Annotated in this window: 17 protein-coding genes; 5 read left to right on the forward strand and 12 right to left on the reverse strand. The window is 56.8% G+C overall.

Annotation, left to right across the window (positions count from 1 at the left end; genetic code table 11):
- Positions 1-9: 9 nt before the first annotated feature.
- Both AC2FIO_RS18235 and AC2FIO_RS18240 read right to left on the reverse strand, forming a co-directional pair.
- Entirely contained in the window at positions 10-672 is a 663-nt protein-coding gene (locus AC2FIO_RS18235; protein WP_496699425.1) for a DsbA family protein, read from the reverse strand.
- Positions 673-686: 14 nt separating this feature from the next.
- The gene (locus AC2FIO_RS18240; RefSeq protein WP_496699430.1) at positions 687-1,193 is read right to left on the reverse strand and encodes a DUF721 domain-containing protein; all 507 of its coding nucleotides are present in this window, start codon (positions 1,191-1,193) and stop codon (positions 687-689) included.
- Between the two features lie 81 nt (positions 1,194-1,274).
- Between AC2FIO_RS18240 and mutY the strand changes: the two genes are divergently transcribed.
- Entirely contained in the window at positions 1,275-2,330 is a 1,056-nt protein-coding gene (gene mutY / locus AC2FIO_RS18245) for an A/G-specific adenine glycosylase (RefSeq protein WP_496699432.1), read from the forward strand.
- 59 nt (positions 2,331-2,389) lie between these two features.
- Positions 2,390-3,526 carry an alkane 1-monooxygenase gene (locus AC2FIO_RS18250; RefSeq protein ID WP_282170513.1) on the forward strand — a complete coding sequence of 379 codons (1,137 nt, stop codon included), beginning with the start codon at positions 2,390-2,392 and terminating at the stop codon, positions 3,524-3,526.
- Between the two features lie 84 nt (positions 3,527-3,610).
- Here the strand turns inward: AC2FIO_RS18250 and AC2FIO_RS18255 are convergent, their stop codons facing one another.
- The 4 genes from AC2FIO_RS18255 to AC2FIO_RS18270 form a co-directional block, all read right to left on the reverse strand.
- Positions 3,611-4,993 carry an adenylate/guanylate cyclase domain-containing protein gene (locus AC2FIO_RS18255; protein ID WP_496699435.1) on the reverse strand — a complete coding sequence of 461 codons (1,383 nt, stop codon included), beginning with the start codon at positions 4,991-4,993 and terminating at the stop codon, positions 3,611-3,613.
- A gap of 144 nt (positions 4,994-5,137) precedes the next feature.
- Positions 5,138-6,241, reverse strand: coding sequence for a site-specific DNA-methyltransferase (locus tag AC2FIO_RS18260; protein WP_058272589.1), 1,104 nt, complete (start codon positions 6,239-6,241; stop codon positions 5,138-5,140).
- A 107-nt stretch (positions 6,242-6,348) separates the two neighbouring features.
- Entirely contained in the window at positions 6,349-6,966 is a 618-nt protein-coding gene (rnhB, locus tag AC2FIO_RS18265) for a ribonuclease HII (protein ID WP_282120336.1), read from the reverse strand.
- Between the two features lie 110 nt (positions 6,967-7,076).
- On the reverse strand, positions 7,077-7,544 hold the full coding sequence (locus AC2FIO_RS18270; RefSeq protein WP_058279727.1) for a hypothetical protein: 468 nt from the start codon (positions 7,542-7,544) through the stop codon (positions 7,077-7,079).
- Positions 7,545-7,721: 177 nt separating this feature from the next.
- Here AC2FIO_RS18270 and AC2FIO_RS18275 point away from each other — a divergent pair, with 177 nt between their 5' ends.
- The 3 genes from AC2FIO_RS18275 to AC2FIO_RS18285 all read left to right on the forward strand — a co-directional run bounded on the left by AC2FIO_RS18275 (position 7,722) and on the right by AC2FIO_RS18285 (position 10,358).
- Positions 7,722-8,006, forward strand: coding sequence for a hypothetical protein (locus AC2FIO_RS18275; protein ID WP_058272591.1), 285 nt, complete (start codon positions 7,722-7,724; stop codon positions 8,004-8,006).
- Positions 7,978-8,679, forward strand: a complete 702-nt coding sequence (locus AC2FIO_RS18280) for a winged helix-turn-helix domain-containing protein (protein WP_496699438.1) — start codon at positions 7,978-7,980, stop codon at positions 8,677-8,679. The genes AC2FIO_RS18275 and AC2FIO_RS18280 overlap by 29 nt, the downstream gene beginning before the upstream one ends.
- Positions 8,680-8,786: 107 nt before the next feature.
- A complete protein-coding gene (locus AC2FIO_RS18285) occupies positions 8,787-10,358 on the forward strand; it encodes a DUF427 domain-containing protein (protein ID WP_496699440.1) in 1,572 nt (523 codons plus the stop codon).
- Positions 10,359-10,445: 87 nt separating this feature from the next.
- Here the strand turns inward: AC2FIO_RS18285 and AC2FIO_RS18290 are convergent, their stop codons facing one another.
- The 6 genes from AC2FIO_RS18290 to AC2FIO_RS18315 all read right to left on the reverse strand — a co-directional run bounded on the left by AC2FIO_RS18290 (position 10,446) and on the right by AC2FIO_RS18315 (position 14,134).
- Complete coding sequence (locus tag AC2FIO_RS18290) at positions 10,446-11,237, reverse strand: DUF1217 domain-containing protein (protein ID WP_496699442.1); 792 nt, start codon at positions 11,235-11,237, stop codon at positions 10,446-10,448.
- Positions 11,237-11,635, reverse strand: a complete 399-nt coding sequence (flbT, locus tag AC2FIO_RS18295; protein ID WP_109310643.1) for a flagellar biosynthesis repressor FlbT — start codon at positions 11,633-11,635, stop codon at positions 11,237-11,239. The genes AC2FIO_RS18290 and flbT overlap by 1 nt, the downstream gene beginning before the upstream one ends.
- Entirely contained in the window at positions 11,635-12,009 is a 375-nt protein-coding gene (flaF, locus tag AC2FIO_RS18300; protein WP_496699444.1) for a flagellar biosynthesis regulator FlaF, read from the reverse strand. Before flaF ends, flbT begins: the two co-directional genes overlap by 1 nt.
- A gap of 77 nt (positions 12,010-12,086) precedes the next feature.
- Positions 12,087-13,298, reverse strand: coding sequence for a flagellin N-terminal helical domain-containing protein (locus tag AC2FIO_RS18305; protein ID WP_282120390.1), 1,212 nt, complete (start codon positions 13,296-13,298; stop codon positions 12,087-12,089).
- 211 nt (positions 13,299-13,509) lie between these two features.
- Positions 13,510-13,869 carry a flagellar biosynthesis protein FlgN gene (locus AC2FIO_RS18310; protein ID WP_282120342.1) on the reverse strand — a complete coding sequence of 120 codons (360 nt, stop codon included), beginning with the start codon at positions 13,867-13,869 and terminating at the stop codon, positions 13,510-13,512.
- A complete protein-coding gene (locus tag AC2FIO_RS18315) occupies positions 13,853-14,134 on the reverse strand; it encodes a rod-binding protein (protein WP_282170519.1) in 282 nt (93 codons plus the stop codon). The genes AC2FIO_RS18310 and AC2FIO_RS18315 overlap by 17 nt, the downstream gene beginning before the upstream one ends.
- Positions 14,135-14,210 lie beyond the last annotated feature (76 nt).

The following is a 14,210-nucleotide window of genomic DNA, read 5'->3' on the forward strand; positions in this document are numbered from 1 at the left end:
TAAAAGCAATTAGCTGCCCAGTTCGTCTTCGATCAGCTTTTTGAAGCCGTCATAGGACTGATTCTCAACCGACTTGCCATTCACTATGAAGGATGGGGTCGCCTGAATACCGTCGCGCTCGGCGTTTTCCTGATACCAGGCGACCAGCGTCTGCGCGCGGGTTCCGTCCTGCAAGCAGGCTTCAAGCTGATCATTGTCGATACCAGCCAGACGCCCGATTTTGCGCAGCTCGTCCACGATTTCAGCGGGACCACCGGCTTTGGTCCACTCGGACTGGCCTTCGTAGATCAGGTCGGAGATGCCAAAGAACTTTTCGGGCCCGCCGCAGCGCGCAACCATTGACGCCCACAGGCCATAGCGGTCAAAGTAGACCTCGCGATAGATGAACTTCACCTTACCTGTGTCGATGAAATCTTTCTTGAGCTGCTTGTACGCTCCCGTGTGGAAATTCGCACAATGCGGGCAGGTATAGGACGCATATTCGATGATCTCGACCGGTGCGTCTTCGGCACCCAGAGTCATCTCGACGATGGTCGAGGTGTCCAGATCGGCCTCTTGCGCCTCGGCGCTGCTAATCAGCGGATAGGCGGGGTTGGAATTCGACAGCGACAGCCAATAACCGCCAGCGGCCACGGCGACGGCCGCACAAATTCCGGTTGCAATACGGCTCATTTCTCAGCCCTTTCTCAGCGTTTTTGCTTGGATAAAACGTTACGGCCCAGACGTTCAAGGGCTGCGCGCAGATCACCATCGTGAACTTCTTGCGCAGCCCGGTCCGCCTCGGCTGCTATTTCTGGTTCGATCTTGGGTTTCGCTTGTTTCGGCTTGTGGTCGAAACTGGCCTGCCCCTCGGCAAATCCTGTCGGAGCGGTCTGGGTGATGCGTACCCGGCTGATGGCGTTATAGCCATAAACCGCGTTCACCTTGCCGCGCAATTGTTCCTTCTGCATCTCCAGCATCGGAGCCTGCGGGCCAGTGGTCAGTACCGTCAGCGTGGCGCCAATGCCACCCTTCCCGTAACCCACTTTTACCGGTCGCGCGATAGCGGCCATATCCTGTCCAACGATCTCGGACCAATGGGTCAGCAGGCGTGATACGGCAAAGCCCCGGCTTTCACCGGCGCGCCTGATCTGGTCGTTCAGCAATGTCGCGGTGCGTTTGAACCCGCGGGTCGAAGAACGTCTGCGCTGCATCTGGTTTCCAACTCCTGCGCCGCTATTGTAAAGGGCAGGACAACAGGCGCCAGCGAAACCCGACAGAGAGATAGATAAAACTTGCGTGACTCCGGTGAATTTGACGTGAGCAGTGCGCTGCTGGATTGGTACGACCGCCATGCCCGCGAGATGCCTTGGCGCGTAGCTCCAGCCGATCGGGCTGCGGGTGTGATGCCCGACCCCTACCGCATTTGGTTGTCCGAGGTCATGCTGCAGCAGACCACTGTTGCGGCTGTGCGCGACTATTTCGTGCGATTCACAACCCGTTGGCCGACAGTTAAGGCACTGGCCGCTGCCCCGGATGATCAGGTTATGGGGGAATGGGCAGGGCTTGGCTATTACGCGCGTGCGAGGAACCTTCTGAAATGCGCCCGGGTTGTGGCCGAACAGCATGGTGGAACGTTCCCCGATACCTATGACGCGCTCCTCAATTTGCCGGGAATCGGTCCCTACACCGCCGCTGCAATTTCCGCCATCGCCTTCGACCGGCCCGAAACCGTGTTGGACGGCAACGTGGAACGGGTTATGGCCCGACTTTTCGACGTTCACGACCCTTTGCCCGGTTCAAAACCGCAACTGAAAAAGCATGCGGCTGCACTTACGCCTGCCACGCGACCGGGTGATTATGCGCAGGCGGTCATGGATCTGGGGGCAACAATCTGCACACCAAAATCTCCGGCCTGCGGTATCTGCCCGGTGCAAGCCCCCTGCGCCGCTCGCGCCGCTGGAACGCAATCCGATTTGCCACGCAAGACTCCAAAAAAGCCCAAATCCACGCGATACGGCCATGTTTATATAGCCCAAGGCGATAACGGAGCCTTTCTGATGGAACGTCGTCCCGACAAGGGCCTGCTGGGTGGCATGCTGGGCTGGCCCGGATCAGAATGGTCAGACGGCCCGGCCGAGGCACCGCCCTTTCCGTGCAAATGGCAGGTGCTGCCGGGTGAGGTACGCCACACCTTTACCCATTTCCACCTGATCCTGCGCATCTGGACGACCACGCTGCCGGTCGGCTGGTCGCATGACGATCTGATTGTAATGGAAAAACACGCTTTCCGCCCCAGTGACCTACCTACTGTTATGCGCAAAGCGTATGACCTCTGGCGCTCTACGTAACCCATTGTGTGGCATTGCCGGGTGAGGCTAGTCTGCCCACAGTTTCTCGGAGCGAAGCGATGATCGCATCAGACAGTCTGTCACGCTGGCAAGCGGCATTGCCCTTCTGGGTGTCCTTCCTGCTGATCCCCGTCATTTGGCTTACCGCCGTTGCCGGAGGTTGGTGGGTCTTGCTTGTGCCTCTTTCGACTTGGTGGGCGTTTGCAGTTCTGGATCGGTTAACGGGGCTGAACCTTGAAAATGCCGATCCGGCCACGCCGGACGGCGGTCTCAAATGGTACATTCTGCTGACCAAGGCATGGGCCCCGGTTCAGTTTCTTACGCTGTTTGGGTTGCTCTGGTACGCCACACATACCGATCACCTGTCTGTTTTTAGCAAGATTGGATTGTTCTTCGGGATGGGTGTGATCTCGGGCACCATCGGGATCAACTACAGCCATGAACTAATGCACCAGAAAGGGCGGTCGGAACGTTGGCTGGGTGATATTCTACTGGCCATGGTGTTGTATTCTCACTTCCGGTCAGAGCACCTGCTGGTTCACCATCGCTATGTCGGAACACCACGCGATCCGGTCACTGCACGGTACAATGAAGGGTTTCACCGCTTCTATCCGCGCGTTCTGTGGCAATGCCTTGCGTCCGCCTTCCACGCAGAAAGGGACAAGCTGGGGCGCAAGCAACGTCCGTGGACCGACCCCGCGAACCCGTTCTGGCGCTATTGGGCGCTTCAGGCGGGTATGCTGGCGTTGGCTTTCGTGGTCGGGGGATGGCCGGGCGTTGCCCTGTTCCTGGTGCAGGCGGGCGTCGCCATATGGCAGCTGGAACTGGTGAACTACGTCGAACATTACGGCCTGACCCGCAAACACCTTGGCGATGGCAAGTACGAGCATGTCCAGCCGCGCCACTCGTGGAACGCTTCGCAAAAAGCGTCGAACTGGCTGCTGATCAACCTGCAGCGTCACTCGGACCATCACTACAAACCCAACCGACGCTTTCCGCTGCTGCAGCATCATTCGGAAGATGCGGCCCCGCAACTTCCCTATGGCTATCCGGTTATGACCGTCGCTGCGATGGTCCCACCGCTTTGGCGGCGCGTCATGAACCCCCGCGTTCGGGCCTGGCGACGTCAATATTATCCCGAAGTCACCGATTGGAAGCCGTACAACAGATCTCGCAACCCGTTGCCGCGGTCCTGACCGCAGCGCGCGCCCGCGCGCTGCCCGGCCCAACAGAATGACGCGCATCTCTGATGCGTGTCAGATCGGCGGGAGCTGCCCGTTCTACTGCGCCCAGATATCCATAGTGCCCTGCACCCCGCGGACTGGCTGGTTTTCATGCTTCACAAAACCTGCTGTCAGGTCAGCGGCGTTATTGCCCTCCTGCATCACCTGTGCCCGGACCGCGTCACTCAGCACCACGCGAACACCAAGGTCACGCGTCATCGCTTCGAGCTTGGCGGAGACATTCACCGCATCCCCGATAACCGCAAATTCCAGTCGGTTCGCTCCGATATCTCCCAATACCACCGAGCCATAGTGAACCCCAATTCCTACACGAATTTGCGGCTCACCTGCCCGTCGCCGCTCCAGGTTCCAGCGATCAATCACATCCACCATATCGCGCGCGCAAGCCACCGCGTTACTGGCATCCAATGGGGTCGTCACCGGCGTACCGAATGTGGCCATCAAACCATCCCCAAGATATTTGTCCAACGTGCCATGATGGCGAAACACTTCGGTTTCCATTCGCGCGTGAAACCCACGCAAAACTTCGATGACTTCATACGGGTCGCGCCCGGCCGCGAATTTGGTAAACCCCACGATGTCGATGAACAAAACGGCGATGTCTTCTTTGCGAACCTGCTTGAGCGGCTCATCATTCTGGCTGAGTTCGTCCACGACATTCGGAGAGAAATATCGCGACAGGTTTGCACGCTCCCTCTCAAGCCCGGCATTTGTCATCAACAATCGATTGAGCCGCCGCATCGAGATACCAAGCGTAACCGCGACCATTAGGAATACGATCACCTGCTGAATACGCTGAGGGACCATGAAACTGTTGGGGTCCAGCAACTCCGCAACATCCGGATACCCGGCCAATGCCTCGTACACGCGCTCACTGATGCCCGGGATTGGCGTAGCCACCCACCAGGCGATGATCCAGCCTACCGTCCACATCGCCGCCGTCCACGTGCCGATAGCCACGACTGTGCGCCACGAATAGGCCAGAGTTCCCGCGGCCAGAATGATGAAGAAATACTGGAAGTTGTCGAACCGGTATTGCATTGCCAGCGGTCGAACATCATCGCTGAACGGGTTCGGCACGATCATCCCCAAAGTCATAATCAGCAAGTCGACGAAGATCAGCAAAAGCTCGACTCGTGACTGGCCCACGCTGCCAGCCCGCCGGATCAACCAACCATTGGCGCAAATCAATAACAGGATGAAGTGATACCACAGAACGTCCCAATGGGGGTTCAGGTAGATCAACAAAATGCCGGTAAGGCCCATCGCCACCCAGCGGGCGCGGACGGCAAGTTCCAACCCTTCGCGCTTGTGCCGTTCCAGCGCTGCCTCGGTGTACTTGTTGTCCAGATCATACTTGTCTGGCTGTGTCACAAAAAACCGCCCAAATCGGGATTCGCTGGCTGTGGTATCCGACATTGCCAAGGTTCCTTCCGTAAGCAGCAGGACAAGGAATCTCATATCGGAACTGAATGAAGAATAAAACAAAAGACCCCGCCGAGATCGGCGGGGCAAGGCGTAGTGCCTTGTGTCAGGCCACAGGCACCGGCGGTATTCTTGAAATCAGTTGTGCAACTCGGCCCGGATCTGCTGACGCAAAACGTCGATCGGCACCGTTTTCCCATCGCGTTTAAAGCACCAGTAAGTCCAGCCATTGCAAGAGGGCGCGTTTTCCAGATGCGCGCCGACCTGGTGGATCGAACCTTTGACGTTATCGCCCACCAGCGTTCCGTCAGCCCGAACCTTGGCCTTGTGGCGTTGATTCATCGAATAAAGCTCTTCACCCGGGCGCAGCATGCCACGTTCGACCAGCTGACCGAAGGGCACGCGCGGCTCAGCGCGCTTGCTTGCGCTGACTTCCAGCGCCTCACGGTCGAACTTGCGGACTTTGGAAATCCGCTTCTCGGCGACCTTGCGATAGCTTTCCTCGCGTTCGATCCCGATGAATTCGCGGCCCAGCATCTTGGCGACAGCACCAGTGGTACCCGTGCCAAAGAACGGATCCAAAATAACATCACCGGGGTTGGTCGAACCGATCAGGACACGGTGCAACAGGGATTCCGGCTTTTGCGTCGGATGCGCCTTGTCGCCGTTTTCATCCTTGAGGCGCTCATGCCCGGTGCAGATTGGCAGAACCCAATCGCTGCGCATCTGCACGCCTTCGTTCAGCGCTTTTAGGGCTTCGTAGTTGAAAGTATACTTAGCACCTTCGCGCTTTGAGGCCCAAATCATCGTCTCATGCGCGTTGGTAAACCGCTTGCCGCGGAAATTCGGCATCGGGTTCGATTTGCGCCAGACAACGTCGTTCAGAATCCAGTATCCGGCGTCCTGCAGGGCTGTACCGACGCGAAAAATGTTGTGGTAGGACCCAATCACCCAAATCGCGCCATTGGGCTTGAGCAGACGATGCGCCGCTTTCAGCCATTCGCGGGTGAACTGGTCATAAACACCAAAGCTTGAAAACTGATCCCAGTGATCGTCGACCGCATCAACCTGGCTGTTATCGGGGCGATGCAGCTGGCCTTTGAGTTGAAGATTATACGGCGGATCCGCGAAAATCAGATCAACCGATTCCGCAGGCAGACTGTTCATCACATCGATGCAGTCGCCTGATAGAATCGTGTTTAAAGGGAGCGCTTTTGCGCCCTTTTTAGTGGTTGTTGTCATTCTACTGCCTCAAGTATCCACGGCGCTTTTGCGCTCATTTGGTTGAGACAAGGATGAGTCAAAGTCGATTCGTCGTCAATTTCTTTTTTGAATCAGCGGCTTACGATTTACTCTTGATACAAGATATTGTGTACCGGCTTGAACGAACGCCTATGATGTGGGGTCACACCAAGTTTTTGCAGCGCTTCCCTGTGTTGTTTTGACGGATAGCCTGCGTTCTTCTCCCATCCATAGCCTGGATGCTGTTGCGCCAAATCCACCATCAGTTGATCGCGCCAGTTTTTGGCAATGATGGAAGCCGCTGCAATCGACACGGAATGCGCATCCCCTTTGACTACCGCTTGCGCCGGGATCGTCAAACCGCGAGGGATCATGTTTCCGTCGATCAGCAGATAGTCAGGCGGCGGATCCAAGGCCGCAACCGCACGTTCCATCGCCAGATGCGAGGCACGCAAGATGTTGTGTTCGTCAATCTCGGCAACCGAAGCGTCGGCAATGGCGAATTCCGCCCGGTCGCGAACGGCAGCGTCCATTGCAACGCGCCGTTTGGCCGTCAGTTTCTTGGAGTCATTTAGCCCCTCGGGAATATCTTCGGGGTTCAGGATCACGGCGGCAGCAACCACTGGCCCGGCCAATGGCCCACGGCCCACTTCATCCACACCGGCAATGCGCAGATACCCTTGCGCCACTGCCGCCTGTTCAATCGAATAATCTGGCGTTGTCATACCAACCGAAAACCGCGTTTCGCGCCCCACCGCAAGACAAAAAGAGAGGGCGGCTTGTGCCACCCTCTCCTGCGCGGCGCTTCTGTGGCACCGCTCCTGCTCGAAAGTGATTACTTGTAAACGACGCGGTATCCCTTCTGGCGCAGGCATGCGGGTTCATATGCCCGGTTCACCTTATTGCCGTTCCAGAAACCGACCTTGCACTCTTGCGGCAGGCTATTGGCATGTTTGTAATGCTTCTTGAGGCATTTCGGAGCCAGAAGCGGGTGATTGTTCGAATAGGCGCTATACTTGCGCAGGCATTTCTGCGGCAGATCATACCGCGCGACGTGTTGCGGCAAGGGGCGCACTGGGTAACTGGGCTGGGCCACATAAGGCTGAGGCGTATAGGTCTGATGACGCGTCGTCCGGTCCTTGCGTTTTTCCTTGTTATAGTAGTGGACCCCGGCACCGATGATCGCGATGGCAGCAAGCCCGCCAAGGATGTCCTTGGCATCCGCCGCCCGCGCCTGCGAGGCTGAGACGCCGGTGATGGTGATAGCGGTGGCAACGATAAAAGCGATGAACTTCCGGTGCATGATGCGTGTCCTTCCTGGTGTTTCGGGGCGATCCGACACAGACCGCAAACGTGATGCCCCAACACTGGGTCCGCTCCCTTCAGACAAGCAATAACGGGCGGGTGTTATCCGATATCACCCCCCTCAAACCCCTTATGTTATTGAATATCGTGCAAACCCATGCGCAGGATGCAGCCTATGAAACCAATCCTCTCTTCTCTGGCCGTTGCGGCCCTGATATCGCTTGGTACTGCTGCGTCGGCAGAGTGCTATGCGGATTACAAGGCCAAGCAGGACAATCCGCTGCGACTGCATTACGGCGTGATGCAGGTTTCGGCCTGTGACAAAGGCCAGGCTCAGCAAGAAGCCTCAAAACGCCTCAGCGCGTCGGGCTGGACATTGTTGAATGTCATGTCTGTCTTTGGGCCAGAAGGGTTGGATAAAAGGAAGGCCAATGCCGGACAATTCTATCTCCGTTACTGATACCCGGCGATCTGGCACAAGACTGGTCGGCGCAGGCATAGTGGCGATCGTACTGATCCTTGTCACTGCCGCCGTCTTTCTGTTCTGGACCTTGCCGGACGCCAACGCCTTTAACGCGCGTGTTGAACGGCTGTTTGTCGAAAGCGATTTGACCTCGCAGACCGAAATTCGGCTGTTGGAGATTTTGGCCCAATCCGGCACCGCCTTTGCCGACACCCTATCCAGCTATCGGATGGTGATTTTCGTATTGTTGGTCTTTGCCAGCGCCATGCTTGTGACGGCCCTAGTGTTTCTGGTGATGCTGGTCATGCTGAACCGCCGGATGGCACAGATCGAACGAACTGGCATTCAGGTTACCTCGCTACTGATCAGTCGCGAGGAAAACACCGTCTATCTGAACAACATGGACTTCAAACTGACCCCAGCTGCGATGGAGACCCTGTCAGTCCTTGCCGAATCCCGACTGGATGACGAGGTTCTGTCCGGCGTTCAGATCGAAGCGGTGATTTCGGGCAAAAGCGCCGCCGATTGTGACGAAGCTGCTGGTGCGACGCGGATAAAACGGCTGCGTGACGCTTTGGGTAATCAGATGGTCAGCGAATTGCTGGTCAAGAACATCGCCAAGAAAGGTTATATGTTGTCCATCGAAAAGGACGTAATCCAGATGGTCTGATCCACTAGGACCGCACAGCTATCGTGCAGAAGAATGCCGAGGCTGCCCCTTGGAAAACCTCTTCACAAGGCCCATCCTATAGGGACCCCGCGCCAGGGAGGATGAGGATGAACGTCCACGCCACAGCAAGACCAAAAGGCTATGGAATCTCGGTCGAACGGTTAGATGGTAAGATTGCGATTTACCGGGACCAGACCCTTTTAGCCGAAAGCAGCAACGCCAAAGTCATGTACGAAACACGGTTGCCGCCGACGATCTACATTCCGCGCGAAGACGTGCTGGTGGATCTCAGCGACGAAACCGAGCTGCAGACTTTTTGCCCCTTCAAGGGCACCGCAACCTATCACGACGTCATTCTTGGCGACGAACGACTCGCCAATTCCGTTTGGGCCTACGAAGAAGCTCTTCCCGAAAGCGCTGCCATTCAGGGGCATATCGGGTTTTTACCCAATGCTTATTCCCGGATCGATTTGGGCGACAACCAACTGCGGGAACCCCAAGACGGCAATATCAGTGGCCCTTTGATCGATTGGCTGATGCGTGGGGCATCCGCAAACAACACGCCTGAGGCGTTCACCAAAGCGCTGGCCGAGAAAATGCTGGAACACGGGATTGCCATTCAACGCCTCAGCATTCTGACATGGTCCCTGCACCCTTTGATCGCCGGCAAACACTATATTTGGGAAAAGGGCGAGGCTGAGATCTCGACCAATGTTCCGACCTATGAAATCCACGACCACCCGGCATACATCAACAGCCCTTTGCGCCATGTGTCGAACGGGCTGGGCGGAGTGCGTCAGCGGTTGAACGCCGAAAACCCCCACAACAGCTTTCCGATCATGGAAGACCTGCGGGAAAAGGGGGCAACCGACTATGTCGCCATGCCGTTGCCGTTCTCGGATGGGCGGACCAACGTTCTGACCCTGACCTGTGATCACCCGGACGGTTTCACAACCGAAAACCTTGGGCTGGTGTTCGAATGTTCGCTGGTCATCGCCCGGTTCTATGAGGTTTTCATGCAGCGCGAAAACGCGCAGGTCCTGCTGGAAACCTATGTCGGAAAACGATCGGGTGCGCGCGTACTTGGGGGTGAAATCCGGCGCGGTGACGGCGATGAAATTGATGCTGCCATCATGTTCTGCGACCTCCGCAATTCGACCAGTCTTGAGGAACAGCTTGGGCGTGAGGCGTATATCAATCTGTTGAACGACTTTTTCGAAACCGTTTCTGGCATCGTGCATGAAAATGGCGGCGAGGTCCTAAAGTTCATAGGCGACGCTGTCCTTGCCGTGTTTCCGGCAGGCGAGGATGCAAAAGCCGCCCGCGATAATGCCCAGCGCAGCGCCATCGATATCGTCGAAAGACTGGGGGAGCTGCGCCAATCAGGGTCCGATGCGCATTGCGATTGCTCTATCGGCGTTGCCTATGGGCGCGTGACCTACGGCAATGTCGGCTCGCGCGAACGGCTGGACTTTACCGTGATCGGACAAGCCGCGAATATCGCTGCGCGTCTGGGTGAATACGGAAAAACCAAGAACCACAGGATCGTCGTGTCTGCCGATATTCTGCCTGCTTGCGCGAATGCCTTGCCGCTTGGCGACGTCAAGCTGCATAACGTGTCGCAACCGGTCGAGTCATATGCTCTCAGAACTTCCGCGGATGCCGTTCTGAACGCTTGAATTCCGCAATCGGTTTGCATTTTTCAAAGCGCTGAGTGTTGGGATTTCTGATCAAGGTTCGGGTGCGTGACCAATGGTTTCCATGCCTTACCCGCCCAGTAGGATCAGCGCGGTCTGCGCCGGGGAAATGATGCTTTCAAGCTGGGCGATCTGACTGCGGGCAAGGAATTGATCTGTCAGCCGCCCGACTGCGGCCTCATCCTTGAACTGGGTCAGGTCGTCGGACCCAGTCAGCCCTGACAACCTGTGTTTGAATACTTCCAACTGTCTGTCGATGTTCAACTGGCCAAAGCTGGACGGCAACCCAAGTGCCGTCTCCATCATGCGCCGCAGCGGTGGCAGGCTCATCAAATCGAACCATTTGGTATCTTTGCTGCCCGCCTTTTGCGCCAGATCACGCAGCGCATGCTGGGCATACAAAGCGATACGCATCGTTTCATCTGACTCGCCCACCGCGATTTCAAAACGCGACACGACATTGTCGTGCACAATGTCCTCCATGTTGATGATCAGCCCGGTTTTGCGAACCTCGCCCGGCCCCAGCCCAAACGCCTCGGAAAATTGCCGATACCTTTTGTCGGACAGACGGTTGGATAGCGCATCCTGGGCTTTTGTTCCGTCGGACAGGATTTTCTGGATGAAATAGCGATTGTCCAGGTCAGACTCCAACCCAAAGGCGCCCAGCGCGACTTGCAACAACCGGCGGTCGGACACCAGATCCTCTGCCGTTTGGACCTTTTTGATGTTTTGCAGAAAGTACTCGCTGTCCCTTTTGTTGACGGAGGATGAGGAAAAGCTGTCGATCTGGGCGTCATATGTACGCTGCAGAAACCGCCAACCGACAATGCCGCCCGAAGGTATGACCGGCTGGAACGTCATTACTGGTAGGCCATCAGCCGCTCTTCGCGCGGCAGCAGCGCGCGCAGAGCCTTGAGGCATTTGTAAAATTGCTGGTCCAGCAGTGCTTGGGTTGCCTCGGACAAAACCCGGCGGCTATCGGCGTCGGTAAAGACCTGGCTCAGCTCTTCGACGCGGCGCAACAATTGTTGGCGGGCCTGATCAGGTTCCATATCGCCAGACAGCACCAGCTGAGCGGCGTAGCAGACGCGTCGAACCGGCGTATTTACCTGATCCGGGTGAATCGCATCCCGCAGGCGCAATACGTTTGCCTCGGGCGTCATGATCGAAAACCGGCTGCGCCGGTCGCCATTTTCAACGACTACGCCATTGATCAAAACCCGCTCTTTCGGTGCCAATTTCAAAACCAATCCTGCCATCAGGTCGCCCCCATTTGGCGAAGGCCGCGCAGGACTGCCATGTTGATCTCTAACAAAGGTTCAACCGATGCTTTGTTCCCTAGTATCTGACTGCTGTGCTGTTCGGTAAACTCGGCCAGATAGAATATCCGCGCACGCAGATCATTGGGCAAAGCATTGTCAGAGTCGGTGACACCACTGGCCAATACAGTCCACAGGCGCCGGTTTTCATGCAGAGCCTGCACAAATGCGCCAAAATCGGACTGCTGACCGGCCGCAGCGGCCTTGAGCCTGCGTGTGATTTTCGAAATCGCTTCGTATTCAGTGTCTCGCGGGGTACGCGTTGGCGCGGCGGTCTGTGCATATGCGCGTTGTGCAAGGGCTTGCGGTGTCACGTGAAATCCTTCCGGTAATCCGCCATTTGGCGGTTAGTATCGGGGCGCGTCGCCGCGCCCCGACCATTGTCCTGAACTTAGCGGAACAGAGACAAAATCGACTGCGGTGCCTGATTGGCAATCGACAGCGACTGGGTGGCCAGCTGCTGCTGAACCTGAAGAGCCTGCAGGCGTGCCGAGGTCTCCTCCATATCCGCATCGACCAACGCGCCGATCCCGGATTTGAACGAATCCGCCAGGTTCGAAATGAACTCTTTCTGCGTCTCGATCCGACCTTGCGAAGAACCAAAAGCGGCCGATGCGTCGATCGATGTGTCGATCAGCGTTTCGATTGTGGCCAACGCGGCCGTTGCCCCTGCACCGGTCGAAACGTCAATGCCGGTCAACGCGCCAAGACCACCCGAACCCGCGTTCACGTACTGGGCCGAGAACGAGATGTCTGTGCCGGTCGCATTGGCAACGGATAAGGTGCCTGCCGTACCCGAGTCATAGTCGACCGTCAGACCCGAGATACCCAGCTCTTCAATCTTCGCCTTCAGGCCAATGGCAACAATATCACCCGTGGTCGCGGCAGCCGCATCCGTTGCAGAAACCGTGTAGGACACGACCTGATCGTCGATCGCCACGACAACTTTGTCACCGGCCGCAAACGCACCACTGGATTCATCCGTAACCAGCGCAGTTGCCGAAGTTGCGCCGTTGTCAATCGTTGCACCCACACGGTCGTTGCCGGTGGAAGATCCGGTCGATCCGTCAAAGACCTGAGCCGCCGTGTACCCACCGGTCGAAAGGTCCTGACCCGCAACAGTGATAGAAGACGCGGTTACGTTGCCTGCATTGTCCCGGTCAAGGGACGCGAGGATCGAAGCGGATCCGGCTGAACCGTTAACCAGGTTGAGACCGTTGAATTGCGCGGCGTTCACCACCGAGTTGATCTGGTCCTTCAACGCGGTAACATCGTCGTTGATTTTGTCGCGATCTACGTTGTCTTCCTGTGCTGCAACGATCTTGCTTTTCATCTGAGACAGCAGATCGGTGACCGTTTCGGACGCGTTACGCGCAACCGCCACGGTGGATTCACCCAGGGCCAGGCTGTCCTTGATCGCATTGAAGCCTTTGACATCCGATTCCATGACCTTGGAAATCGCCCAGACGGCCGAGTTGTCTTTCGCAGTCGCAACGTCCTTACCCGTCGAGATCGCGTTCCGCGTTGCCCCAAGATCCTTGTTGACCGACTTGAGAGTTTGCAGCGCAACCATGGCGCCATTGTTTGTCAGAATGCTGGACATTAGCTTTCTTCCTTTTCCGTTCGGGCCCTTTGCGCCCATGCTCATCCCGCCACTGGTGCGGGCTTTGACGTCTTTCTGATCGGTGCGACCCGCCGTCGGGCTGTTCGCGCCACCTGATTTGTCCAGGTGCCCGAACACCTTTGACGTCGATCCCCTAACGGAGTGCTAAAGCGCGAAGGTCAGAAACCTCGGATTTGAATCAAACCCTTATCTATGCCCGTTTTTCCAGCTTGGCTTGATGGCGGACGGCAAATTCGCTGCGCTGCCCGTCCGCACCATAGGTGGTGAATTCTTGCCGCACGCGCCGTAACTCGGCCATGCGGTTGGCCACCGCGCGAATCCCTTCGGCGGCGCTGTTTAGTAACGCCTGGTTCCGCTCGACCTTTCTTTGCAGGCGGATCAGTTCATCACTATCAAAGACGTCAAGATCATTAATCGCACCTATCAGTTTTTCCTTTTCCGGAGCCGTGTTATGCAGACGATCCAGATCGCCCTGCACCAGCGCGTTTCGCTCAAGCTCAAGAACGTCTTCGAGTGATTTTACAAGGTCGGCTTCAGACGTCTTTGGCATCGGTTTTCTCCATCATGGATTGGAACAGGATTTCGGACAGCCCAACGCCACCGGATCTGGCCAGCGCACGGGCCTGATGCTGAACAAGAAATGAGGCAAACTGATCTTCGCCTGCACCGCCGCCAAAGGATTGGCGCGCTTTGCCCAGCCCGGCCGATTTCAGCATCTCACTCAGAAACGCAGCCTCTAGTTCTATGGCCGCCTCCCGCAATTTCTGGGAATAGGCAGGGGGTTGAGATGGGGAGAGAGGTGGGGAAACCTTCATTGCTTTCTCCAAAAATTGCATCGAACTTTTCCGATCAAAAGCGAAAGCAGTTAAAATAAACGTAACTTCCTGCAGG

This window comes from Ruegeria sp. CDSB086 (assembly GCF_059611065.1).

Excerpts from the sequence above, each read along its gene's own strand:
- AC2FIO_RS18285 (WP_496699440.1), top strand. The coding sequence starts at position 8,787 with ATGAACGTCCACGCCACAGCAAGACCAAAAGGCTATGGAATCTCGGTC.
- AC2FIO_RS18310 (WP_282120342.1), bottom strand. The coding sequence starts at position 13,869 with ATGCCAAAGACGTCTGAAGCCGACCTTGTAAAATCACTCGAAGACGTT.
- AC2FIO_RS18290 (WP_496699442.1), bottom strand. The coding sequence starts at position 11,237 with ATGACGTTCCAGCCGGTCATACCTTCGGGCGGCATTGTCGGTTGGCGG.
- AC2FIO_RS18315 (WP_282170519.1), bottom strand. The coding sequence starts at position 14,134 with ATGAAGGTTTCCCCACCTCTCTCCCCATCTCAACCCCCTGCCTATTCC.
- rnhB (WP_282120336.1), bottom strand. The coding sequence starts at position 6,966 with ATGACAACGCCAGATTATTCGATTGAACAGGCGGCAGTGGCGCAAGGG.
- AC2FIO_RS18255 (WP_496699435.1), bottom strand. The coding sequence starts at position 4,993 with ATGTCGGATACCACAGCCAGCGAATCCCGATTTGGGCGGTTTTTTGTG.
- AC2FIO_RS18275 (WP_058272591.1), top strand. The coding sequence starts at position 7,722 with ATGAAACCAATCCTCTCTTCTCTGGCCGTTGCGGCCCTGATATCGCTT.
- AC2FIO_RS18260 (WP_058272589.1), bottom strand. The coding sequence starts at position 6,241 with ATGACAACAACCACTAAAAAGGGCGCAAAAGCGCTCCCTTTAAACACG.
- AC2FIO_RS18270 (WP_058279727.1), bottom strand. The coding sequence starts at position 7,544 with ATGCACCGGAAGTTCATCGCTTTTATCGTTGCCACCGCTATCACCATC.
- AC2FIO_RS18305 (WP_282120390.1), bottom strand. The coding sequence starts at position 13,298 with ATGTCCAGCATTCTGACAAACAATGGCGCCATGGTTGCGCTGCAAACT.
- AC2FIO_RS18250 (WP_282170513.1), top strand. The coding sequence starts at position 2,390 with ATGATCGCATCAGACAGTCTGTCACGCTGGCAAGCGGCATTGCCCTTC.
- AC2FIO_RS18280 (WP_496699438.1), top strand. The coding sequence starts at position 7,978 with ATGCCGGACAATTCTATCTCCGTTACTGATACCCGGCGATCTGGCACA.
- AC2FIO_RS18240 (WP_496699430.1), bottom strand. The coding sequence starts at position 1,193 with ATGCAGCGCAGACGTTCTTCGACCCGCGGGTTCAAACGCACCGCGACA.
- AC2FIO_RS18235 (WP_496699425.1), bottom strand. The coding sequence starts at position 672 with ATGAGCCGTATTGCAACCGGAATTTGTGCGGCCGTCGCCGTGGCCGCT.
- flbT (WP_109310643.1), bottom strand. The coding sequence starts at position 11,635 with ATGGCAGGATTGGTTTTGAAATTGGCACCGAAAGAGCGGGTTTTGATC.